General features: G+C 75.3%; 21 protein-coding genes. 8 read left to right on the plus strand and 13 right to left on the minus strand.

Annotated features, from left to right (window positions below; genetic code table 11):
• Window positions 1-34: 34 nt before the first annotated feature.
• Complete coding sequence (locus PUR56_RS14590; protein WP_329949222.1) at window positions 35-721, plus strand: hypothetical protein; 687 nt, start codon at window positions 35-37, stop codon at window positions 719-721.
• A 94-nt stretch (window positions 722-815) separates the two neighbouring features.
• On the opposite strand, the gene PUR56_RS14595 is transcribed toward PUR56_RS14590, so the two are convergent.
• The 4 genes from PUR56_RS14595 to PUR56_RS14610 form a co-directional block, all read right to left on the minus strand.
• Window positions 816-1,976, minus strand: coding sequence for an Mrp/NBP35 family ATP-binding protein (locus tag PUR56_RS14595; RefSeq protein WP_329883178.1), 1,161 nt, complete (start codon window positions 1,974-1,976; stop codon window positions 816-818).
• Between the two features lie 56 nt (window positions 1,977-2,032).
• A complete protein-coding gene (locus tag PUR56_RS14600; protein WP_380356432.1) occupies window positions 2,033-2,653 on the minus strand; it encodes a DUF1003 domain-containing protein in 621 nt (206 codons plus the stop codon).
• The gene (locus PUR56_RS14605) at window positions 2,643-3,926 is read right to left on the minus strand and encodes a magnesium transporter MgtE N-terminal domain-containing protein (RefSeq protein WP_329883177.1); all 1,284 of its coding nucleotides are present in this window, start codon (window positions 3,924-3,926) and stop codon (window positions 2,643-2,645) included. Before PUR56_RS14605 ends, PUR56_RS14600 begins: the two co-directional genes overlap by 11 nt.
• Window positions 3,927-4,128: 202 nt before the next feature.
• Window positions 4,129-4,689, minus strand: coding sequence for a hypothetical protein (locus tag PUR56_RS14610; RefSeq protein WP_329883176.1), 561 nt, complete (start codon window positions 4,687-4,689; stop codon window positions 4,129-4,131).
• Window positions 4,690-4,848: 159 nt separating this feature from the next.
• On the opposite strand from PUR56_RS14610, the gene PUR56_RS14615 reads away from it, so the two are divergent.
• Window positions 4,849-5,796, plus strand: a complete 948-nt coding sequence (locus PUR56_RS14615; protein ID WP_443034498.1) for a DMT family transporter — start codon at window positions 4,849-4,851, stop codon at window positions 5,794-5,796.
• A 77-nt stretch (window positions 5,797-5,873) separates the two neighbouring features.
• On the opposite strand, the gene corA is transcribed toward PUR56_RS14615, so the two are convergent.
• Window positions 5,874-6,998, minus strand: a complete 1,125-nt coding sequence (gene corA, locus PUR56_RS14620) for a magnesium/cobalt transporter CorA (RefSeq protein ID WP_329883175.1) — start codon at window positions 6,996-6,998, stop codon at window positions 5,874-5,876.
• 470 nt (window positions 6,999-7,468) lie between these two features.
• Between corA and PUR56_RS14625 the strand changes: the two genes are divergently transcribed.
• Window positions 7,469-8,134 carry a suppressor of fused domain protein gene (locus PUR56_RS14625; protein ID WP_329949223.1) on the plus strand — a complete coding sequence of 222 codons (666 nt, stop codon included), beginning with the start codon at window positions 7,469-7,471 and terminating at the stop codon, window positions 8,132-8,134.
• A gap of 78 nt (window positions 8,135-8,212) precedes the next feature.
• Here the strand turns inward: PUR56_RS14625 and PUR56_RS14630 are convergent, their stop codons facing one another.
• The 5 genes from PUR56_RS14630 to PUR56_RS14650 all read right to left on the minus strand — a co-directional run bounded on the left by PUR56_RS14630 (window position 8,213) and on the right by PUR56_RS14650 (window position 13,529).
• The gene (locus tag PUR56_RS14630; RefSeq protein ID WP_329949224.1) at window positions 8,213-9,073 is read right to left on the minus strand and encodes a PHP domain-containing protein; all 861 of its coding nucleotides are present in this window, start codon (window positions 9,071-9,073) and stop codon (window positions 8,213-8,215) included.
• 65 nt (window positions 9,074-9,138) lie between these two features.
• Window positions 9,139-9,777, minus strand: a complete 639-nt coding sequence (locus tag PUR56_RS14635; protein ID WP_329883172.1) for a DUF6758 family protein — start codon at window positions 9,775-9,777, stop codon at window positions 9,139-9,141.
• Between the two features lie 333 nt (window positions 9,778-10,110).
• Entirely contained in the window at window positions 10,111-10,257 is a 147-nt protein-coding gene (locus tag PUR56_RS14640) for a hypothetical protein (RefSeq protein ID WP_329883171.1), read from the minus strand.
• Window positions 10,258-10,644: 387 nt separating this feature from the next.
• Window positions 10,645-11,571 (minus strand): alpha/beta fold hydrolase, encoded by a 927-nt coding sequence (locus PUR56_RS14645; RefSeq protein WP_329949225.1) that lies wholly within the window; start codon window positions 11,569-11,571, stop codon window positions 10,645-10,647.
• Between the two features lie 197 nt (window positions 11,572-11,768).
• Window positions 11,769-13,529, minus strand: a complete 1,761-nt coding sequence (locus PUR56_RS14650; protein WP_443034502.1) for a DEAD/DEAH box helicase — start codon at window positions 13,527-13,529, stop codon at window positions 11,769-11,771.
• Between the two features lie 717 nt (window positions 13,530-14,246).
• Between PUR56_RS14650 and PUR56_RS14655 the strand changes: the two genes are divergently transcribed.
• Window positions 14,247-14,975, plus strand: coding sequence for a ferritin-like fold-containing protein (locus PUR56_RS14655; RefSeq protein ID WP_329949226.1), 729 nt, complete (start codon window positions 14,247-14,249; stop codon window positions 14,973-14,975).
• A 24-nt stretch (window positions 14,976-14,999) separates the two neighbouring features.
• Here the strand turns inward: PUR56_RS14655 and PUR56_RS14660 are convergent, their stop codons facing one another.
• The 3 genes from PUR56_RS14660 to PUR56_RS14670 all read right to left on the minus strand — a co-directional run bounded on the left by PUR56_RS14660 (window position 15,000) and on the right by PUR56_RS14670 (window position 16,521).
• The gene (locus PUR56_RS14660) at window positions 15,000-15,317 is read right to left on the minus strand and encodes a hypothetical protein (protein ID WP_329949227.1); all 318 of its coding nucleotides are present in this window, start codon (window positions 15,315-15,317) and stop codon (window positions 15,000-15,002) included.
• A gap of 181 nt (window positions 15,318-15,498) precedes the next feature.
• On the minus strand, window positions 15,499-15,726 hold the full coding sequence (locus PUR56_RS14665; RefSeq protein WP_327680432.1) for a DUF3107 domain-containing protein: 228 nt from the start codon (window positions 15,724-15,726) through the stop codon (window positions 15,499-15,501).
• Window positions 15,727-15,858: 132 nt separating this feature from the next.
• Complete coding sequence (locus PUR56_RS14670; protein ID WP_329949228.1) at window positions 15,859-16,521, minus strand: TetR/AcrR family transcriptional regulator; 663 nt, start codon at window positions 16,519-16,521, stop codon at window positions 15,859-15,861.
• Between the two features lie 244 nt (window positions 16,522-16,765).
• Between PUR56_RS14670 and PUR56_RS14675 the strand changes: the two genes are divergently transcribed.
• From PUR56_RS14675 to PUR56_RS14690, 4 genes are all read left to right on the plus strand, one after another.
• The gene (locus PUR56_RS14675) at window positions 16,766-17,698 is read left to right on the plus strand and encodes an alpha/beta fold hydrolase (RefSeq protein ID WP_329949229.1); all 933 of its coding nucleotides are present in this window, start codon (window positions 16,766-16,768) and stop codon (window positions 17,696-17,698) included.
• A gap of 440 nt (window positions 17,699-18,138) precedes the next feature.
• Window positions 18,139-19,947 (plus strand): DUF3492 domain-containing protein, encoded by a 1,809-nt coding sequence (locus tag PUR56_RS14680; RefSeq protein ID WP_329949230.1) that lies wholly within the window; start codon window positions 18,139-18,141, stop codon window positions 19,945-19,947.
• 23 nt (window positions 19,948-19,970) lie between these two features.
• Window positions 19,971-21,230, plus strand: a complete 1,260-nt coding sequence (locus tag PUR56_RS14685) for a hypothetical protein (RefSeq protein WP_329949231.1) — start codon at window positions 19,971-19,973, stop codon at window positions 21,228-21,230.
• 173 nt (window positions 21,231-21,403) lie between these two features.
• Complete coding sequence (locus tag PUR56_RS14690) at window positions 21,404-22,405, plus strand: NAD-dependent epimerase/dehydratase family protein (protein ID WP_329949232.1); 1,002 nt, start codon at window positions 21,404-21,406, stop codon at window positions 22,403-22,405.
• Window positions 22,406-22,571: the final 166 nt, after the last annotated feature.

Raw genomic sequence — 22,571 nt, forward strand, 5'->3', positions numbered from 1 at the left:
CGGCAGGGATACGTGTGTTTGAGGAGGCCCGGGGATGGACGCGACGAGTCAGGCGGTGGGGACGGCCACGGCCGGCGGACCGGTGGTCGGCGGACAGGCGGGCCCGGCGGACCCGCTGATGCCGTACCTGTCCGCGGACTTCCCGTGGTACGGCCTGGACGACGGCTGGAGCGGCCGCCGCTACCTGCAGCCCGGCGGGCCCGGCGCCGCCGGCGGTCCGCGCGCGGGGGCGGCCCGGGGCTCCGTCGACTACGGCAGCCTGGGCCACGGCGAGGAGCCGGCCCGCCAGTACGAGCCGCGGGACGTCCGGAAGTTCGCCGTCGTCGTGACGGTGGCCCGCCGGGACAGCCGCCGCAGCGCCGACAACACCGGGACCCTGGAGGCGACGTCCGCCTCCTCGGCCGCCTGGCTGGCCGGCTCCGGCCTGCTCGCGGCCACCTGGCCGGGGCAACTGGACCGCTCGCGGCGCCAGGACTGGCTGGAGCAGCAGTCCGCGCTCGCCTGGGACCTCGCCGACGACCTGGCCGGCCCCGGCTGGTCCACCCTCAGCCTTCCGGTCAACGGGCTGCCGCAGCCGTTCCGCTACCGCGAGTCCGAGTACGGGTGGGTGCTGGCGGGCGAGGCCCCCGGCGTCCTGCTCGGCGCCTACGGCCGGGGCGTCAGCGCCTACGGCGCCGGCTTCGCCACCGTCCCCGACCTGACCGCCTACGCCCGCCCGTAGGCGCGCCCGCGACGAAGCCGCACGGAAGGGGCCCGCCGGTCTCCCGGCGGGCCCCTTCACGCCCTCACGGCCGCACCACCGACGTGGCGGCGCGTCAGAACTTGTTCTTCGGGGTGAGGCCGAGGGAGAGGCCGGAGAGACCGCGCTGGCGGCCGCCGAGCTTGCCGGCGACGGCGCGGAGGGCGGCAGCGGCCGGGGAGTCGGGGGCGGCCAGGACGACCGGGCGACCGTCGTCGCCGCCCTCGCGCAGCCGGACGTCGATCGGGATCGAGCCGAGCACCGGGACGGTGGCGCCGACGGTGCGGGTGAGCGCGTCCGCGACGATCTGGCCGCCGCCGGTGCCGAACACGTCGATCATCTCGTCACAGTGCGGGCACGGCATGCCGGACATGTTCTCGATCACGCCGACGATCTTCTGGTGGGTCTGCACCGCGATGGTGCCGGCCCGCTCGGCCACCTCGGCGGCGGCCATCTGCGGGGTGGTGACGATCAGGATCTCCGCGTTGGGGACCAGCTGGGCCACCGAGATCGCGATGTCGCCGGTGCCGGGCGGCAGGTCCAGCAGCAGGACGTCCAGGTCGCCCCAGTACACGTCGGCCAGGAACTGCTGGAGTGCGCGGTGCAGCATCGGACCGCGCCAGACCACCGGGGTGTTGCCCGGGGTGAACATGCCGATCGAGATGACCTTCACGCCGTGCGCCTGCGGCGGCATGATCATGTCCTGGACCTGGGTCGGCCGGCCCTCGACGCCCAGCATGCGCGGCACGCTGTGGCCGTAGATGTCGGCGTCCACGACGGCGACCTTCAGGCCGTCCTCGGCCATCGCGGCCGCGAGGTTGACCGTCACCGAGGACTTGCCGACGCCGCCCTTGCCGGAGGCGACCGCGTAGACCCGGGTCAGCGTGCCGGGCTTGGCGAACGGGATCTCCCGCTCGGGGGCGCCGCCGCGCAGCAGCTGCGAGAGCTCCTTGCGCTGCTCGTCGCTCATGACGTCGAGCTCGACCTCGACCCCGGTCACCCCGGGGACCCGGCCGACCGCCTCGCGGACGCGGGCGGTGATGGTGTCGCGCATCGGACAGCCGGAGACCGTCAGGTAGACCGCGACGCGCACGGCGCCGCCCTCGTCGATCCCGACCGATTTCACCATGCCGATCTCGGTGATCGGGCGGTTGATCTCCGGGTCGTTGACGGTCGCAAGCGCCTGGCGTACGGACTCCTCCGTGACGCCGGCCGCGACCTCTGTCTCGTTGGCCATGCCTTGATGGTACGGCGCCGGGAAGGGTGCTTAACCGGTCGGTAGCGTGCCGCAGGTCACAGCACGTCCGAGGTCTCCCGGCGCTCGTCGATCTCCTTGAGCAGCGCCTGGAGTTCGGAGCGGAGGAAGTCGCGGGTGGCGACCTCTCCGAGGCCCTGGCGGAGCGCGGCCACCTCGCGGGTGAGGTACTCGGTGTCGGCGATGTTGCGGTCGCTGCGGGCGCGGTCCTGCTCCATGTTGACGCGGTCCCGGTCGGCCTGGCGGTTCTGTGCCAGCAGGATCAGCGGCGCCGCGTACGAGGCCTGGAGCGAGAGCATCAGGGTGAGGAAGATGAACGGGTAGTCGTCGAAGTGCACCTGGTCCGGCAGCACGGTGTTCCAGCCCACCCACACGATCACGACGATGGTCATCCAGACGATGAACCGCCCGGTGCCGAGGAAGCGCGCGATCCGCTCGGAGAGCTTGCCGAAGGCCTCCGGGTCGTACGTCGGCAGGGTGATCAGGCCGGGGCGGGTGGTGCGCGGCTGGTCGAGCCGGGCGCGGCCGCCTCCGGACGGGGGTTCGGTGCGCTGGACGCGGCCGCGTTCGCGGGCGCGCACCTCGCGCAGCTGGCGCAGCTCGCCCTGCAGGCGCTGGCGGGGGGAGTCGTCCCGTCGGCCCTTGCGGTCAGCGTCCACCGGTCACCTCTCTCTCGTCGGCCGGCCCGTGCGGGGCGGCCTCGCGCCAGTCCTCGGGCAGCAGGTGGTCGAGCACGTCGTCGACGGTCACCGCGCCGACCAGGTGGTCGGCCTCGTCGACCACGGGGGCGGCGACCATGTTGTACGTCGCCAGGTAGCTGGTGACCAGCGTCAGCGGGGTGTCCGGCGGCAGCGGGTCCAGGTCGTCGTCCACCAGCGAGCCGACCAGGGTGTACGGGGGTTCGCGCAGCAGCCGCTGGAAGTGCACGGTGCCCAGGTACTTGCCGGTCGGCGTCTCGTTGGGCGGGCGGCAGACGAAGACCTGCGCGGCCAGCGCGGGCTTGTTGTCGGAGACCCGCACCCGGGCCAGCGCCTCGGCCACCGTGGCGTTCGGCTCCAGCACGATCGGCTCGGTGGTCATCAGGCCGCCGGCGGTGTTCTCCTCGTAGGTGAGCAGGCGGCGGACGGGCTCGGCCTCCTCCGGTTCCATCAGCTGGAGCAGCCGCTCGGCCTCGTCGCCGGGCAGTTCGGAGAGCAGGTCGGCGGCGTCGTCCGGGTCCATCGCCTCCAGGACGTCGGCGGCCCGTTCGTCCTTGAGCTTGCCGATGATCTCGACCTGGTCGTCCTCGGGCAGCTCCTCCAGGACGTCGGCGAGCCGTTCGTCGTCGAGTGCGGCGGCGACCTCGGCGCGGCGCTTGGCGGAGAGGTGGTGCATGACGTTGGCGAGGTCGGCGGCGCGCAGCTGGTCGAAGGTCGCGAGCAGGTTGGCGGCGCCCTGGTTCTCCTCGGCGAGGGCGAAGCCGGTGACGTCCTTCCAGTCCAGGGTGAGCGTCTCGCCCTTGGACTTGCGCAGCCGACCGGGCCGGCCGACCTGGACGAAGACCTTGCTGATCTCCCACTCGCGCAGCCGGGTCTGCACCATCGCGACGTCCAGGACGGTGACGTCCTGGTCGGACTTGCTCCAGGTGACGATGCGGTCCAGCAGTTCGCCGAGGACGAGCGTCTCGGACGTGCGCTGTTCGAAGCGGCGCATGTTGATCACGCCGGTGGTCAGCACCTGGCCGGATTCCAGGCTGGTCACCCGGGTCATCGGGAGGAAGATCCGGCGGCGGCCGATCACTTCGACCACGAGTCCGAGCACCCGGGGCGGTCGGCCACCGAGGCGGAGCGTGACCACGACGTCCCGGACCCGGCCGACCTGGTCGCCGTTCGGGTCGAAGACGGCGATGCCGGAGAGGTGGGAGATGAAGACCCGGCTGCCTGCCCCTGCCATGGACTCCCTCGCTCGCTCGACGCTCCGGTCGGGCGCGCGGGCACGCCCCGTGGCCAAGGCTACGCGGGGACCCGCGACCGGGCTCGGTGGAAACCCGGGCGAACCGGGCACGGGCGCGCCGCCGGGGACGCCGGGGCCGCCGGAGGGTGGCTGCGGGCCGGGGGTGCGCCGGGGGCCGGGGGGCTCGCCGCGGCGGGGAGGCTCAGCCCTTGCGGCGCTTGAACAGCAGCTTCGGCAGGCCGGCGGGGATCGGCTGCCGGGTGGTGGCCGGGGTGGGCATCGGGGCGGTGGCGTGCGAGGCGTCCGGCATCGCACCCGGCTGCTCGGTGAGCACGCCGTCGGCCGAGCCGGCCGGCTCCAGCCGGAGCACCCGGCACTCGCGGGCCCACCGGTCGGTGACGGTGTCGGTGTCGGGGGCGTTCAGCCGCTTGCCCTTGAGCTCCTCGACGGCGCCCAGCCAGGCCTCGCTCCCCGGGGCCAGCTCGACCACGCGGGCCGGCCAGCCGGTCAGCCGGCCGCCCTTGTCCTTGCTGCGGACGGTCACCACCGCGCCCGCCCCGCCGGTCAGTCCGTGCAGCGGCTGTTCGGCGCCGTCGCCGACCACCACCACCGCGCCGTCGTGCCAGGCGTGCCAGACGGCCCGGCCGTGCTCCTGACCGTCCGCCCGGACCCAGAGCAGCCCCGACTTCTTCGCGGCCTCCTCCAGCAGGGCCCGGTCGAGGAAGTCGTCGGCGGTCGCGGCTGCGGCAGGCGTACGGTCCATGGCGCACAGCGTACGGCCTGAGCCGTCCGGGCGATGTCTCGCGGTTCGGGCGACAGTTCCGTCGGTGCGGCACGGGCCTTACGGTAGGAGTCGCCCGCCCGCAGCCCGCCCTGCAGTCCTTCCTGAACCGCACCCCTCACTCCGAAGCAGAGGAGCGTCGTGCCCGCCGTCCGGCCAGAGTCTGCCCCCGCCACCGTCGCCGCCGTCACCGCCCCCACCGGTACCGTCGCGGCCCCCGCGCAGCCGCTCCCCAGGTTCGACCTGCTGCTGCTCGCGGTCTCGGTCGCGGGCATCTCGCTCTCCGCACCGCTGATCAGCGCCACCGCCGCGCCGGCCCTGGCGATCGCCTTCTGGCGCAACGTCATGTCGGTCGGCGTGCTCGGCCCGTACGCGCTGCTGCGCCACCGGGCGGAGCTGCGCGGGATCTCCCGGCGGGCGCTGCTGCTGGCCGCGGCGGCCGGCGCCCTGCTCGCCGTCCACTTCGCGCTCTGGATGCCCAGCCTGCGGATGACCTCGGTCGCGTCGGCGACCGCCCTGGTCACCACCACCCCGCTCTGGACCATCCTGCTGATGCGGCTGCTCGGGGTGCGGGCGCCGCGGATGGTCTGGCTCGGCATGGCGGTGGCCTTCGCCGGGGTCCTGGTGCTCACCGGTGTCGACCTCTCGCTCTCGCCGCGCGCCCTGGCCGGGGACGCGCTGGCGCTCGGCGCGGGCCTGGCCGCCGCCGGGTACGTGCTGCTCGGCGCCGAGGTCCGCCGGACCGTCAGCACCACCGCGTACACGCTGGTCTGCTACGCCACCACCGGCGCGGTCCTGCTGGCGGTCTGCCTGGTGGCCGGGACGCCGCTGTCCGGCTGGTCGGCCGGGGCCTGGTGGCAGATCGTGCTGCTGATGGTCACCGCCCAGCTGCTGGGCCACTCGCTCAGCAACCGGGTCGTGCGCACCCTCGGGCCCTCGGTCACCTCCACCTCGGTCCTGCTGGAGACCCCGGGCGCCGCGCTGATCGCGGCGCTCTGGCTCGGCCAGTGGCCCCCGGTCGCCGCGTACCCGGCGGTGGTGCTGATCCTGCTGGGCCTGGTGCTGGTCGCGCGCGCCGGTCGTCGGTAGCCGACAGCCGCCCGGTGGCCGCCCGGTGGCCGGTCACCGGTGCCCGCCCCGGACCCGCTGCGGGCCCCGCCCGGGCCCTACAGCCAGCCGTTGCGACGGAAGCCGCGGTACATCCCGACGCAGATCAGCACCACGCTGCCGAGCACCATCGGATAGCCGTACCGGTGGTGCAGTTCCGGCATGTAGTCGAAGTTCATGCCGTACACGCCGGTGATCATGGTCGGCACGGCGAAGATCGCCGCCCAGGCGGTGATCTTGCGCATGTCCTCGTTCTGCGCCACCGAGACCTGCGCCAGGTTGGCCTGGAGCAGCGAGTTCAGCAGTTCGTCGAAGCCGTGCACCTGCTCGGTGACCCGGGCGAGGTGGTCGGCGACGTCCCGGAAGTACTTCTGGATCTCCGGGTCGACCAGCCGCTGCAGCGGCTCCGACAGCTGCTGCATGGGCCGCAGCAGCGGCGCCACCGCCCGCTTGAACTCCAGGACCTCGCGCTTGAGCTGGTAGACCCGGCCCACGTCGGTGCCCCGGCCGCCCCGGTTGGAGAAGACGTCGAACTCGATCTCGTCCACGTCGGTCTGTAGCCGGTCGGCGACCAGCAGGTAGTTGTCCACCACCTGGTCGGCGATCGCGTGCAGCACCGCCGACGGGCCCTTGCCGAGCAGCCCGGAGCCGTCCGCGTCGGCCTCCAGCCGGTGCCGCAGCTCCTTGAGCGAGCTGTGCCCGCCGTGCCGGACGGTGATCACGAAGTCCCGCCCGGCGAACACCATCAGCTCGCCGGTCTCGACCACCTCGCTGGTCGGCGTGAGCTGGTCGTGGTCGACGTACCGGATCGTCTTGAAGACGGCGAACAGCACGTCGTCGTACCGCTCGACCTTCGGCCGCTGGTGGGCGTGCACCGCGTCCTCGACCGCCAGCGGGTGCAGTCCGAACCGCTGGGCGATCCCCTCGAACTCGGCCTCGGTCGGCTCGTGCAGCCCGATCCAGCTGAACGAGCCCGCGCCGTCCGGGAGTTGCTTCGAGGCCTTGACCAGTCGGGCCGCCTCGCGCGGGCTGCAGCTCTCGCCCAGCCGCTTGCCGTCCTGGTAGACCGCGCAGTCCACCACCGCGGACGGGGTCTGGCCCGGGTGGATCGTGTCGAACAGGCCCGACGCGGAACGGCGGCGGTTGGTGCGGACGGCTGCGCGCAGGCTGTTGATCATCGACATGGCAGGCTCCCTGGGGCAGGAGCCGCCGCACGGCGGCGCGGTGACGGATGGCCGTGGTGCGACGGCGGAGGAACACCGATGGAATCCGGCGCCTGTGGTCGGTCCTCGGCCTTGCTGGGGCGCGCGAGACGGAACGACCGGACGTCGGTGGGGTGCTCTCCCGGCCGGACCGGAGACCGCCGTGACGTTCGCACGGAGGGCTGGTCCAGCTGCTGCCGAGGTTTCTCAGGCCCGCTGTTTCAGCCCGCGTGGCGAGGGGTACGGGGAAGGCGTCCGGGCCGGGTAGAGCTGCCGGTACTGCATGGTCGGCTGGTATCCACCGCAACCACCTCCTTCGCGCCGCTGCCCCGGAGGAGCAAGGATCCCCGGTAGCCAGTCGCTCACACTAACATCTGACCGGCCGTCGCCGCTCCGGTGTTCGCATGACGGCCGTGCCGACGGCGCGCGGCGCGCGGGTTACGCTCACCGGCATGGCGCACGACTTCCCGCTCTTCGGCGACCCGTCCTCGGACTCCGGTGACTCCTCCCCGGCCCCCGGCGGCACCGGCCTCTCCCGTGACGCGGTGCTGGCCGCCGTCGAGGCCCGGCTGCTCACCACCTTCGGCGAACCGAGCGGCCGCGCCGCCGTCACCTTCCTCGGTGCCGACCGGATCGAGGTGCTGCGCTTCGGCCCCGACACCGAGGGGCTGGTCCGCTACGCCACGCTCGGGATGGCCGCCGCGCCGATGACCGACCCGACCGCCGCGGTCGCCGACCCGGTCCGCGGTCCGCGCGCCGAGCTGGTCCTGACGGTTCGTGGGGGGCGTGACAGTGTGCTCCGCACGCTGGCCACCTTCGCGGCGACGCCGCAGGTCGAGGGGCTGGTCCCGGCCCCCGGCGGGTCGCTGGACCTCGGTGCCCCGCTCTGGGACGGCGCGCCGTTCACCTCGGTGCTGGCCGCCGAGCCCGGCGGTCTGGTCGAGGACCTGGCGCTGGACGAGCCGGCCGACCCGGTCCGCTTCCTGCCGCTGCTGCCGATGACCCCCAACGAGGCCGGCTGGAAGCGGGTGCACGGCGCGGCGTCGCTGCAGGAGCGCTGGCTCCAGCACGGCACCGACCTGCGCGACCCGGACCGCCGCGGCGTCCGGCTGGACTGACGGTCCGCCACGGGGCGTGCGGCGGGCGCCCGCACCGCGTCGGACCCGCCTCGCGCCGGCGCGAGGACCGGCGGGCGATCAGCCGCCGATCGGCTTCGCGCCGGTGGCCTGCCCGACCAGCGCCTCGTAGACGGCGGGATCGGTGGTGTGCGCGCCGAGCCGGACCGTCTTGCGGGTGCCGTGGTAGTCGCTGGACCCGGTGGTCAGCAGTCCCAGCTCGGCCGCCAGCCCGCGCAGCCGGAGCCGGGCCGGCTCGTCGTGGTCGATGTGGTCGACCTCCAGCCCGGCCAGCCCGGCCGCCGCGAGGTCGGCGATCACCTGGTCGGAGACGGTCCGTCCGCGCTTCACCGCTCCCGGGTGGGCGAACACCGGCACCCCGCCGGCCGCCCGGACCAGCCGGACCGCCGTCACGGGGTCCGTCTCGTGCTTGGGGACGTCCGCCCGCCCGCCGTTGGCCAGCCACTCCGCGGTGAACGCGTCCGAGACCTCCGCGACCACGCCCGCCTCGACCAGGGCGCTGGCGATGTGCGGCCGGCCCACCGAGCCGGCTCCCGCGATCCGCTGCACCTGCTCCCAGCTGATGTCCGCGCCCAGTGCGCGGCAGCGCTCGACGATCGCCTCGCCGCGCCGGAACCGGTCGGTGCGCACCAGTTCGCGCTCGGCCGCGAAGGCCGGCTCGGCGGGGTCGAACAGGTAGGCCAGCAGGTGCATCGAGATGCCGTCCACCACGCAGGAGAGCTCCGCGCCGGGGACGAGCCGCAACCGGGTGCCGGCGGGAAGCGCGTGCACCGCGTCGGCCGCCTCGGTGTGGCCCGCCACCGTGTCGTGGTCGGTCAGGGCGACCACGTCCAGCCCGGCCGCCACCGCAGCCGCGACCAGCTCGGCCGGGCTGTCCGTACCGTCGGACGCGTTGCTGTGGGCGTGCAGGTCGATGCGCACGGGCGGTGCTCCCTGGGTCGTCGGCGGAGGTGCGGCCCAGGATAGTGCGCCCGGGTGTCGGGGGATCAGCCCAGCAGACGGGGGGAGAGCGCCCCGCAGGGCAGCAGGTCGAGCTCCGCGCCGGCCTCCCGCAGGTCGGTCAGCACCAGCTCGTCGTACATGACCAGGGCCGACTGTTCGGGCCAGGCCACCGCCCAGAGCCAGAGGCCGCGGGCCTCGCCGGCGAAGACCGCGCGGTCGGCCGGTGCGTCCGGGACGTGGAACATCGGGGTGGGCCGGCCGGCGGCCAGCAGCTTGGCGTCCGCCGGCTTGTAGAGGCCGACCGAGTCGCCCGGGTCCGGCCCGGGGAGCCCCGCGTACCGGGCGCCGAGCCCGACGCCCAGCTCCTCCGCGATCAGGACCAGTTCGCCGAACCCCCCGAGCGGCGCCGGGCCGGCGCAGGCCACGGCGGTGGCGCGGGCGCCCGAGATGTCGTCGCCGACGTGCGCGATGCCGGTGTACAGCCAGCCGACCGGGAGCGGCCAGGGCAGCCAGACGGGGACCTGCGAACGGGCGACGGCGACACCGAGCGCCTCGACGCTCGGGGGCAGCACCGGCTGCATCGGATGCACGGCGCCGTGCCGGTCGCACTGCCAGGTGTCTGAGAACAGACCGGGAGCGCGGACCCGACCGGCGCACCTCGGGCAGCTTGGCTCGCCCCTCATAGCCGACAACGCTCCTCCCTCCGGACCGCCGCGTCAAGGACGATCACCCGTACGGAGGGCGGTCCGGCGGCACCGGTCGGTGGCGGACGGCCGGCCGGCGCGGGGTGGGCGCGGTGCGGCGGATCCCGTTGGGGAACTGTCCAGCCGGGGGCGGCGGCAAACGTCCGCGGCGCGCTCCGGGGTGCGGCGCCGGGCGGTCCCGGACGCACTGACGCCCCGTCTCCGCTGGTGCGGTGGCGGGGCGTCAGTCCGGTTTCGGAACGTCGGGGTCGGACGATCCCGGCTCGTCGGCGGCGGGCGAGGCCTCCCGGTCGGAGGCGCCGCAGCGGCCGGTCAGGCGGCGGGGCACGGGCGGATGAGCAGGCGTTCGCCGGTACGGGCGGCGGCCTGGACGAGCTCGCGGACGGTTTCGGCGTCGGCGATCAGGCGGTCGGTGGCGGTGCCGCGGGCGTCGTCCAGTCGGAGGATCTCGAAGCGCATGGGCGTTTCCTTTCCCGGCCCCGTCGAGCGGGGCGTTCGTGGCTGAGTCGGTATCAGCCCTTTCAGGGTCTGTCGGGTCGAACGGTCGACCGACCGTTGCGGCAAAGAGGGCTCCCCCCTGCGTGCCAAGGGTGTCTTTCCCTCGAATCCACTCTGCGGTGGCGCTGCTACCGGGCCGTTGCCCGTCCGTAAAGTCCTGGTTTCGGAGGATCGACATCGACAGCACGCCGACGTCAGTGTCAACGATGTTTCCAGGACCGAATCAAATATTACCGCAACTAACGAATTTTGTCGCATGTCTTTTACCAGAGGCCCGGAGCGGGCGCACGGCGGGGCCCGGTTCGCCGCGTCGGCGCTCCGGCGGCGGCCCGGCGCCGGACCGGCCGGTCAGCCCCAGAAAGCGGTCAGGGCGGCGGCCGTGGCGGCAGGCTGATCGGCGTTGGGGGAGTGGCCGGCGTCCTCGACCACGACCCGGCGGGCACCCAGCCGGGCGGCCATCGCGGTCTGCTCCGGCACCGGCCAGGCGTAGTCCCGCACTCCCGAGAGCACCAGGGCGGGCAGCCCGGCGGCGACCGTCGCGGCCAGCTCGTCCACCCGGTCCGGTGCCGCGACCAGGTGGCCGCCGGTGGTGATCAGCGCCTGCGGCACGTTGGCGAGCCAGCGGCGGTGCAGGAACGCGGCGACCTCGGCGCCCGGGCGGCGGGCCCGGTCGCCGCCCTCCTCCAGTTGCTGCATCACCTGCCAGATCTCTTCGAGGGTCATCGTCGGCAGCACGTCGACCAGCAGCCGGGTCCGGTCCGCCTCGGCCGGGTCGATCGGGCCCGGCCCGGTGGACATCAGCGTCAGCGAGGACCACGGCAGCGATCCGGAGCCGCCCGGGCGGGCCACCGCCTCGGCCTCGGCGGCCAGGACGGCCTCGCGGACCACCTGGCCGCCGAGGGAGTGGCCGAGCAGGTGCAACCGGCCGCCGGCGCCGTTCCCGTCGGCCGCGACGGCCTCGGCCCGCAGCGCGGCGGAGAGCGCCCGCACGTCGGCGCCCAGCGCGGCCACCGCGTAGGCGGCCGGGTCGTCCGGTCCCCCGGTCTCGTACTGCCCTCGCTGGTCGATTGCCGTCACCCGGTAGCCCGCCGCCGCCAGCGGCTCCAGCAGGGCGATGAAGTCCTCCTTGCTGCCGGTGAACCCGGGCACCAGCAACGCGGACCCGCGCACCGCCCCCGCCGGCTCCGCCCGCAGCGCGGCGAACCCGCCGCGGGTCGTCGCCACCCGCAGGGCGCGCGCGCAGGACGGGAGCGTGAGGAACGGCGGCGTACTCATGGGGACGGACCTCCTGGGGCCTGGCGCGGCGGGGTGAACCGGCGGACGGCCCCGAGCCTAGGGTCTGCCGTCGAGCCCCCGGCCCACCCGGTTGCGCCGGTGGCGGCCGGGCGGCGGCGGGCAGACCCGCGGATCGGTGTGCGGACGCCGAAGGGGGCGGCCGGAACATTCCGGCCGCCCCCTTCAACCAGGGTGGATCAGCTCTCCGGAGCCACCTCGGGGGCGGCCGCCGGGCGGCGGGTGCGGGAACGCCGGCGCGGGGCCGGAACGTCGGCGGCGGCCTCGGCGGCCTCCACCACCGGAGCGGCCTCGGCGGGCGCCGCGACCTTCTTGGCCCGGGTGCGGGTGCGCTTCGGCTTCTCCTCGGCGACCGCCTCGGCGACCGCGACCGCGACCGCGACCGGAGCCGGGGCCGCGACCGGGGCCGCGGCTTCGGCGACGGCGGCCGGAGCCTCCGCCACGGCGGTGGCGTCCTCGCCGGACGCCGCACCGCGCGAGCGGCGACGGCGGCGGCGCGGGGCCGCGGACTCGCCCTCGGCGCCCTCGACGGCCGGAGCCTCCGGGCCGGCCGTCGCGACGGCCTCGGTGACGGTGCCCTCGACGGCCTCGTCGACCGAGGAGCCGCGACGGGTGCGGCGGCGCTCGCGGGTCTTGCGGGCCTGCTTCTCCTCGGCGACCGGGGTCTCGACGACGTCGGCCCGGCCGGGGCCGGCCGCCCGTCCGCCGCGGCCCCGGGCGCCACCGGCCGAACGCGAACCGCGCCCGCCGGTCTCGCCGAGGTCCTCGACCTCCTCCGCGCCGAGCCCGGCCCGGGTCCGCTCCGAACGCGGCAGCACACCGGTGGTGCCCTTCGCGATCTTCAGCAGCTCGAACAGGTGCGGCGAGGTGGAGTAGGTCTCCTCCGGCTCGTTGAACGAGAGTTCGAGCGCCTTGTTGATCAGCTGCCAGCGCGGGATGTCGTCCCAGTCGACCAGCGTGACCGCGGTGCCCGAGGCGCCGGCCCGGCCGGTGCGGCCGATCCGGTGCAGGTAGGTCTTCTCGTCCTCGGGGCACTGGTAGTTGATGACGTGCGTGACGCCCTCGACGTCGATGCCGCGGGCCGCGACGTCGGTGCAGACCAGCACGTCGACCTTGCCGTTGCGGAACGCCCGCAGGGCCTGCTCGCGCGCGCCCTGGCCGAGGTCGCCGTGGACGGCGCCGGAGGCGAAGCCGCGCTGGGTCAGCTGGTCGGCCACGTCGGCGGCGGTCCGCTTGGTGCGGCAGAAGATCATCGCCAGCCCGCGGCCGTCGGCCTGGAGGATGCGCGAGACCATCTCGACCTTGTCCAGCGAGTGGGCGCGGAAGATGTGCTGCTCGGTGTTGGCGACGGTGCTGCCGGTGTCGTCCGGAGCGGCGGCGCGGATGTGGGTCGGCTGGCTCATGTACCGGCGGGCGAGGCTGATCACCTGGCCCGGCATGGTCGCGGAGAACAGCAGGGTCTGCCGCTTCGCCGGCAGCATGGTGATGATCTTCTCGACGTCCGGCAGGAAGCCGAGGTCGAGCATCTCGTCGGCCTCGTCCAGGACCAGCGAGCGGACCTTCGACAGGTCCAGCTTCTTCTGGCCGGCCAGGTCGAGCAGGCGCCCCGGGGTGCCGACGACGATGTCGATCCCCTTCTTCAGCGCCTCGACCTGCGGCTCGTAGGCCCGGCCGCCGTAGACGGCGAGCACGCGGACGTTGCGGACCTTGCCGGCGGTCTGCAGGTCGTTGGTGACCTGGGTGCAGAGCTCGCGGGTCGGGACGACGATCAGCGCCTGCGGGGAGTCGCAGAGCTGGTCCTCGCCGGCGCGGCCGGCGTCGATGTCGGCCCGCACGACGACGCGCTCGATCAGCGGGAGACCGAAACCGAGCGTCTTGCCGGTGCCGGTCTTGGCCTGGCCGATGACGTCGTGGCCGGTCAGCGCGACCGGCAGGGTCATCTCCTGGATGGGGAACGGGTGGACGATGCCGACGGATTCGAGCGCCTCGGCGGTCTCCGGGAGGATCCCCAGGTCCCGGAACGTGGTCTTCGTGGGTTCAGCGGTGGTGGACAGGGTGCTGCCTCTTCCGTGTGGAGGGGCCGAGAGCGAGCGGCGGGCGGGCAGCCGCGCGGCTGCGTACGGGCCTGGACGGCCCAGAAAACAGCTGCGCGGACGCACAATCGCGCCGGTCCCTGCGGCCGGCCGGTGCGCGCGGCCCGACAGGGGCGCGTCGCCGGCGGCGTCGGGGAGGATTCCCGTGAGGGACCTGCGCGGGACCTGCGCCGGGATGGCGCGGTCTCGGCGGCCCTCGCTCGGCCACTGGTGCGGTGCCAAGGCTTGAAGTCCAAGCCCTGGTCGGAGCCGATCGGCTCTCCGACCGGGCATCCGCGTACGTTGAGGTCCCGGCTTCCGGTACGGACACGTCCTGACGGACTGCGCCTGCTTCGGAGCGGGCTTGCCCGGCACACCGAGACGGCGGTGACACCGTGCGAGCACGACGGGCCTCCGTACCACCATACAGTCACCCGACGACTCGAACACGTGACGCGGGCGACATCGCAGGTCGGGGCGGGCGGAGGCGGACGGGCCGGTGCCCCCTGCGCGGCCGGGCGGCGCGTGCGGGCCGCGCGTGTGCGGGGAGCGACCCGGGACGGACCGGGACTAAGGTGACGGGTCATGGAGAACCGTGGTGGGACGCAGGACGTGGCGGACGGCTCGATCGGGGACTGGGCGACCTGCTCGGCCGACCCCGGCTACCGGGCGGCCGTGCTGGACCTGCTCGGCGCCCTCGCGTACGGCGAGCTGAGCGCCTTCGAGCGGCTCGCCGAGGACGCCAAGCTGGCGCCCGACCTGGCCGACAAGGCGGCGCTGGCCCGGATGGCCTCCGCCGAGTTCCAGCACTACCAGCGACTGCACGACCGGCTCGCCGAGGTCGGCGCCGACCCGCAGGAGGCGATGCGGCCGTTCGTCGAGCCGCTGGAGCTGTTCCACCGGATGACCGCGCCCTCGGACTGGCTGGAGGGCCTCGTCAAGGCCTACGTCGGCGACGCGATCGCCACCGACTTCTACCGCGAGGTGGCCGCCCGGCTGGACGACGACACCCGCGACCTGGTCCTCGGCGTCATGTCGGACACCGGCCACGCCCAGTTCGCGGTCGACAAGGTCCGGCAGGCCATCAAGGCCGACCCGCGGGCCGGCGGCCGGCTGGCGCTCTGGGGCCGGCGGCTGATGGGCGAGGCGCTCAGCCAGGCCCAGCGGGTGGTCGCCGAGCGGGACGCGCTCTCCAACCTGCTGGTCGGCGGCGTCCGGGTGCAGGGCTTCGACCTCGTCGAGGTCGGCAAGATGTTCAACCGGATCACCGAGGCGCACACCCGGCGGATGGCCGCGCTCGGCCTCGCCTCGTAACGCCCGGGGGGCCTTCGGCCCAGGTCAGGCGGGTCGGTGCCGCCGGTGCGAACCCGCCCGGTGCGGGCGGTGCCGGCGGGCCGGCTGGCGGCCTGCGGCGAGGTCGGGACGGGCCAGCACCGAGGTGATCAGCGCCGAGGTGACCGCCGAGACCGCGATGCAGGCCGCCGGGTACTCGCCGTCGAGCGTGAAGTGCGCGATCGCCCCGGCCAGCAGCGCGGAGACCAGCGCCGTCCCCATCGTCAGCCCCCACCCGGAGGGGAAGTACGCGGGCAGCGACAGCAGGGCGGTGGCGCCGACCACCAGGCCGACGAGGGCGAAGGCGAACGTCTCGACCAGCAAGGGTGCCTCCCCGGGGCTCGGTGCGCGGCACGTGGCCGGCCGCACTTCTCGCCGTACCCCGCTCCCCCCGGTCGTACACGCCGAGGCGAGCCGGCCGCGCCCGCCACGTCCCCCCGCCCCGGCCGTGAACGCGACGGTGCCCCGCCCCCTCGGACGAGGGAGCGGGGCACCGAAGGACAGCTCAGAGCGTGCCGAAACCGACCTTGCGGGCGGCCTGCTCGCCGATCTCCACGTACGCCAGGCGCTCGGCCGGGACGATGACGCGGCGGCCGTGCTCGTCGGTCAGCGTGAAGAGCTTCGAGGTGCCCTCCAGCGCCTTGGCGATCGCGCTCTCGACCTCATCGGCCGTCTGCGAGCTCTCGATGACGATCTCGCGCGGCGCGTTCTGCACGCCGATCTTGACCTCCACGGCTTCCGTCCCTCCGGGGTTGCAGCCATCCACGCGCGGGCACCGGACCGCCTGGGACAAGCGTTCGCGGCGACCGCGCCGTACGGCTTCACCATAGAGCACCGGATCGGTACCGAGGCGAAGGTCCGGTGATCACTGCTCGGGGGCAGCGGCCTCCGGGGAATCGAGGTTGGGGTGCATCGGGAAGCCCTTCAGCCCGCGCCAGGCCAGGCTGGCGACCAGCCGGACCGCCTCGTCGCGCGGGATCTCCAGGCCCTGGGAGAGCCAGTACCGCGCGGTGATCTGGGCCAGGCCGCAGACCCCGGCCGCGAGCAGCTTGGACTCCGACTCCGGCAGGTCGGTGTCCTCCTGGATCACCTTGCTGACCAGCGTCGCACTGGCCTCCGCCGCCCGCTCGACCCGCTCGCGCACGGCCGGCTCGTTGGTCAGGTCCGACTCGAAGACCAGCCGGAAGGCACCGGACTCGCTGGAGACGTAGTTGAAGTACGCCTCCATCGTCGCGGCCACCCGCAGCTTGTTGTCGGTGGTCGTCTCCAGCGCCTCGCGGGTCGAGTCGACCAGGGCGTCGCAGTGCTTGTCCAGCAGCGCCAGGTAGAGGTCCAGCTTCCCGGGGAAGTGCTGGTACAGCACCGGCTTGCTCACCCCGGCGCGGTCGGCGATGTCGTCCATGGCGGCCGCGTGGTAACCCTGCGCGACGAACACCTCCTGGGCGGCACCGAGCAGTTGTTCACGGCGGGCGCTTCGCGGCAGGCGGGCACCGCGCGGGCGCTCCTGCGCCTCCTGGATGGCCGTCACGGCGCTCCTCATTTCACGGGTCGTACGGGGTTGGCAAGATGACCGATTCTACTTTCGGGTAACCGCCCTCGCGCTTGGCAGGCGTGAGAAAAGCGGCCAGCCCCCTTGTCAGGAGCCCACAATACGGCGCTGACCACGGCCACCGGCAGTGGTGTGACAGGGGCAGGAACGACCGGACCGGGAGCGGACCGGGAACGGTCCGTGGGCAGGCCGCGACGGCGCCGGCTCACTACCATCGTCCACCATGAGCAGCCCTGAGCAGCAGATACGCCCGGAGACGGCCGCCCCGACGCCGTTCCGCACGGTCGAGGTCCCCGGCGCGGTCGTCGCGGTGCACCGCCACGACGCCGCCCCGACGGCCCCCGGCGGGCGGGCGCCGGCGCTCTTCGTGCACGGCCTCGGCGGCTCCGCCGCCAACTGGACGGGGCTCATGGGCCGGCTCTCCGACCTCGTCGACGGCGAGGCCGTGGACCTCCCCGGCTTCGGCGAATCCGCCCCGCCCCGCGACGGCGACCTCTCCCTGTCCGGCCACGTCCGCGCGGTCATCGGCTACCTGGAGGCGTCCGGCCGCGGCCCGGTCCACCTCTTCGGCAACTCGCTCGGCGGCGCGGTCTCCGTCCGGCTCGCGGCCCTGCGCCCGGACCTCGTCCGCAGCCTCACCCTGATCTCGCCGGCCCTGCCCGAACTGCCCCCGCAGCGCACCGCCTGGCCGACCGCCCTGCTCGCCGTGCCCGGCCTCCCCGCGCTGCTGCGCCGGCGGCCGTCCGACGGGCGGGGACCCGAGGCGGTCACCGAGGGCGTGCTCGGGCTGGTCTACGGCGACCCCGACGCCCTGTCCCCGGAGGTCCGGGCCGAGGCGGTGGCCCAGTACCGGCGGCGGCTGGAGCTGCCGTACGCGACGCGGGCGCTGGTCGGCTCGGTGCGGGGCATCGCCTCCGCCTACACCGAGCGGGGCGACCAGGCGCTGTGGCGGCAGGCCGCGCAGGTGAAGGTGCCCGTGCTGCTGGTGTACGGGCTGCGCGACAAGCTGGTCTCGTACCGCTCGGCGCGCCGGGCCTGCGCGGTCTTCGCGGACCAGCGGCTGCTGGTGCTGCCGGACTCCGGGCACGTCGCGATGATGGAGCACCCCGGCGTCGTCGCCCGGGCCGTGCGGGAGCTGCTGGAGCGGGCCGCCTGACGGGGCGGGTCGAACGGGTCGAGGGCCGAACGGATCGAACCGGCCGAAGGGGCGGCGCGGGCCGAACGGATCGAACGGATCGAACGGAACACGACCGATACCCCTTGATCGGCAGCCGTTAACGCCCCGATCGGGAAGTGGTCACTCCGGTTCACTCGTTCAGGTGGCAACCAGGCATGTGACCGATGGATTGCCGTAAGCCGGTCCTACCTTTCTGCTGTCGGACCGAACAGGTGTGGGGGAGTCGCGGCCGCCGGAGAACCCGGAGGGCGGCCGCGCGAGGGTGACCGGGGGCCGGGGGACGGCCGCCGGTACCGGGCCGCGGTGTCTCCGGCGGGCCGACTCCTCCGCCCCGGGCCGCCCGCGTCGGACGCGGGCCGGCCGGGCGCCGGCCAAGCCGCTCAGCAATCCGTCGATCCGCTCTGCCCCGGAGGTCTCCCGTGCGCGTTGCTCTGCTCACCGAGGGTGTGCGTCCGCGCGCCGGCAGTGGCGCCGGCGGGTGGTGCGACCGGCTGGTGGAGGGTCTGCGCGAGCACGACTTCGAGTGGTACGTGGCGGCCGGGACCGCCGGTCCGGGAGCCGGTGAGGACCCGCACGGCCGGTGGAGCGGCGTGCACGAGCAGGCCCTCCGGGGGCGCCGCCGGACCGGCCGCGCGCCCGGCGCGCTCCGCGGACGCCAGTACGCCCGCGCCTACGAGCAGCTCGTCCGGGCCCTGCTGAGGCCGGACGAGCGGTCCTCCTTCGGTGCCGGCCTGTACCGGCTGGCGGGGCTCGCCCGCGAGGACGGCGGGTTGCCGGCCTTCCTGGTCTCCGCCCGGGCCCGGGGCGTCCTGGAGCGGGTCTGGCGTTCGCCCGGCGCCGACACCTCCGCCGGGCAGCCGCTGGTCCGCGACGTCCTGGTCGCCGCCGACCTGCTCGAACAGTGCCTGCGACCGCTCGCCGCCCCCTGGTACGGCGCCGGGCCGGGCGGGATCGGCGCCGCCGACCTCTGCCACGTGGTCGGCGGCGGCCCGGCCGCCCTGCCGGCGCTGGTGGCCAAGCAGCTGCACGGGGTGCCGTTCGTGGTCACCGAGCACGGCCTGCACCTGCGCGAGCAGTACCTCGGGTACCGGGAGGCGCCGTACCTCCGGCCGGTCCGGGCGCTCCTGCTCGCCTTCTTCCGGGCGCTCGCCGAGGAGACCTACCGGCAGGCCGCGGTGCTCACCCCCGGCAGTGCCCACGACCGGCGCTGGCAGCTGCGCTGCGGGGCCGACCCGGAGCGGACCCGGGTGGTGTACGAGGGCACCCCGGCCGTGGACCGGCCCGCCGCGGGCCCGGAGCCGGAGCGGCCCACCCTGGTCTGGGCCGGGGCCCTGGAACCCGGCCGGGGCCCCGAACTGGCCCTGCAAGCCTTCGCCCTGGCCCGGGCCGACCTTCCGCAGGCGCGGCTGGTCGTGCACGGTGAGGAGGCCGTCCCCGGCTACCGGGCGCACTGCGAGGCCGTCGCCGCACGGCTCGGGGTGGCCGAGGCGGTCGAGTTCGCCGGCCGGCCCCGGTCCGCCGCCCGGGCCTGGGCGGACGGCTCCGTGGTCCTCTTCTCGGCGCTCTCCCAGCGGGGCCCCCGGTTGCTGGCCGACGCGATGCTGAGCGGGCGGGCCGTGGTCTCGACCGATGTCGGCGTGGCCCGCGAGGTGGTGGGGCCGACCGGGCTGCTGGTCCCGCCGCGCGACCCGCGCGCGCTGGCCGGTGCCTGCCTGGCCCTGCTGCGGGACGGGGAGCGCCGGGCCCGACTCGGCCTGGCCGGCCGGTTACGGGCGCAGGAACGCTTCGCCGTCGAGCCGGTGGTCGGGGCCTTCCGGGAGATCTACCTGGAGCTGGTCTCCCAGTGGCCGGCCTACCCGGCCGCCGACGGGGCGCCCGGTGCTCCGGGCGGTCCCCGGCCCCGGCCGTTCGCCCGGCCCGCCGAGTACTGGCTCACCGGCCGGGGTGGCGGCGCCGGGGCGGGTGGTGGCGCGGTGGTGGTGGGAGCGGCGGGCGACCGTGCGGGCACCGGGCCGGCGGGCGGAGGGTCCGCCGATCTCGGGGCGAGGGATGTCGGGGCGACGGATCTCGGGGCCGCGGATGTCGGGGCGACGGATCTCGGGGCGGCGGATCTCGGGTCCGCAGGTGCGGGAAGCCGGGCGGCCGGGCCCGGGACCGAGGGGACCCCGGCGGCCGAGGGCGCCGGTGAGGCGTCCGGCCGGCCCGGTGCGCTCGCGGAGGCGGTCTGATGACGGCCGGTGCAGGAGCGTCCGTGGGGGTGGACGGGGGAGCCCGCCCGGGGGGTGCGGCCGGTCCCGCCGCGCACCCGGTGGGCGTCCGGATCCCCGGCGCCTCCGGGGATCCGGTCCGGGAGGTGATGGTGGAGCACCGGGAGCTCTGCGAGCGCGCCGTCGATCCGCTGGAGATCGCCGCCGGGCTGGAGGAGGCCGGACTCGGCCCGGCGGACGCCGCCCGGTGCCGGCACGCGGACCTGTTCGCGCTCGCCGAGGAGCTGTACGCCCGGGTGCCGCGCCGCGCGCCCCCGTCGGTCGAGGCCGTACCCGGGGAGAGCCGGCAGCGGCGTTGGGTCGTGGCGCTCCGGACGGCGGTGCTGGCGGCGCTTCCGTGCGCGGCCGCCGCCGGGCTCGGTGGCGGCCGGCCCGTCCTGCTGGCTGCGGCCGTCCCGCTGGCGCTCGTCCCGGCCGCTTCCGGCGCGCCCGGTGCGGACGGGCCGGCCAGGGCCCCCGGGTGGTCCGTGGCGATCCCGTTCGCGGGCCGGTCCGGTCCGGCCGGTGCCGAGGGCCCCGCCGACCCGGGCCACCCCGGGGACCGCGACGACTCCCGTGGCGTCGGTGGCGGGGAGCGGCCGGTCGACGGGCCCGAGGAGAAGGCCGGTCCGGTCGTCCCGGGTGCCGCGCGGGTGGTCCACGGCCGGCTGTGGTGGTGGCAGGCGGTGCACGGCGCAGGGGTGGCCGGGCTGTTGCTGGCGCCGCCGGCGCTGACGGCCGGTGGCCCGGGGGACCGACGGGTGACGACGGCGCTGGTGCTCGCGGCCGCGCTGTCGGCCGGGTCGGCCGAGTGGTCCGCGCGCTGGTTCCGCCGCGTCGGGCGGGGCCACCTGGGGACGGCGGTGACGCTGGCCGAGTTCCGGGCCCGGATGCGGCCGGTGCTCCCGGCGGCGCTGGCCCTGCACCTGGCGGTGCTGTCCGTGCTGACCTTCGCGGCGCTCGCGGTGCTGACCGCGGTGGCGCCGCGTCCGGGGCCTGGGCACGGCGGCCTGCTGCACCTGGTGGCCGAGCGGGCCGACCCGGGGCAGTGGGCGGGCCAGGGGGTGCTGGGTCTGCTGCTGGTGCTGCCCGCCCTGCTGGCGCGCTGCGGCCGGACCGGGGTCGCGGCGCTCGGCGCACTGGCCGGGGCGGTGGCGACGGCGGCTCCGCTCCCACCGATGGCCGGTCCGGCCGGCGGCGCCGTCGCGCTGGCCCTGCTGGTGTACGCGTGGGCGGTGCTGGGCCGTCCCGATGCGCACCGCTGACCGCCGGGCCGGACCGGGCCCGGCCGGTGTGCGGCCGGTTCCGCCACCCGCCCGGCGCGCCCGTCCCTCCCGTCCCTCCCGCTCCTCCTGTTCCGCCGTTCCGTTCGACATCCCGTTGTTCACTAGGACCGCCAGGCCGTACCCGGTCTGGCTTCGTGGAAGGAAGCCCCCCGATGAGGGTGCTGCTGCTGGGCGCCGACGGCTTCATCGGCCGTCGGGTCACCGATCGTCTGCTCGTGGATCCGGAGTTGCAGGTGACGGTGCTCGGCCGGCGTGACTCCGCCGACATCCGCTTCGACCTGACCACCGGCAGCCCGGGTGCGCTGGCCCGGTTCCTGGACGCGGTCGTGCCGCAGGTGGTGATCAACTGCGCGGGTGCCACCTACGGCAGTTCGCGCACGCTGATCCGGGCCAACACGCTGGCCGTGGCCACCGTCTGCGAGGCGATCCGGCGCAGCCGGGAGCCCGCCCGGCTGGTGCACGTCGGCTCGGCGGCCGAGTACGGGCCGGTGCCGGGAGGGGTGCCGGTCTCGGAGGGCGCCGAGCCGCGCCCGGTCGGCCCGTACGGGGTTTCGAAGCTGGCCGGGACGGAGCTGGTGCTGGCCTCCGGGCTGGACGCGGCGGTGCTGCGGGTGTTCGACGTGGTCGGGCCGGGGTCGCCGACCGCCTCGCTGTTCGGGCGGCTCGCCGAGGGGCTGCGGCGCGCGCTGGAGCGGGAGGAGAACCAGGTGCGGATGCCCGACCTGTCCGGATACCGGGATTTCGTGGACGTCCGGGACGTCGCGCGGGCGATCCAGGCGGCGGCGGTGTCGGCCGCCACGGGGGTGATCAACATCGGCAGCGGGCACGCCGTCCGGGCCCGGGAGGCGGCCCAGCTGCTGGTCCGGGCGTCCGGCTTCGAGGGGGCGATCGTGGAGGAGAACCGGCAGGTCCTGCTGCCCGCGCAGGCCGGTGGGGCGGTGGACCACCTGCCCGGGCACGGCTCCGGTCACCACCTGCCGGGCCACCGCCCGGCGGAGTCCCGGTCGGCCGAGGGGAGGGTGCCGTCGGGGGAGCCGGTGCCGTGGCGGCAGGCGGACGTCCGGACGGCGCGGGACCGTCTCGGCTGGCGGACACAGGTGCCGCTGGAGGAGTCGTTGGGGGACGTCTGGCTGGAGACGGCCTGCCGGGTCTGATCCGTCCGGGTCCGCCGCCGGTCCCGTCCGGGAGGGCCGGGGGAGCCGGGGGGAGGCCGACGGCGCGCCGCCGTCGGCACCTCGCGGCCCGGGCGGGCCGGTTTTCGGCCGCGGGGGCCGCGCGGCCGGCGGTCCCACCATCCGACGCGGGCCGTCTCGCCCATCG

This window comes from Streptomyces sp. BE303 (assembly GCF_036290945.1).
In the GTDB taxonomy this organism is placed as follows: domain Bacteria; phylum Actinomycetota; class Actinomycetes; order Streptomycetales; family Streptomycetaceae; genus Kitasatospora.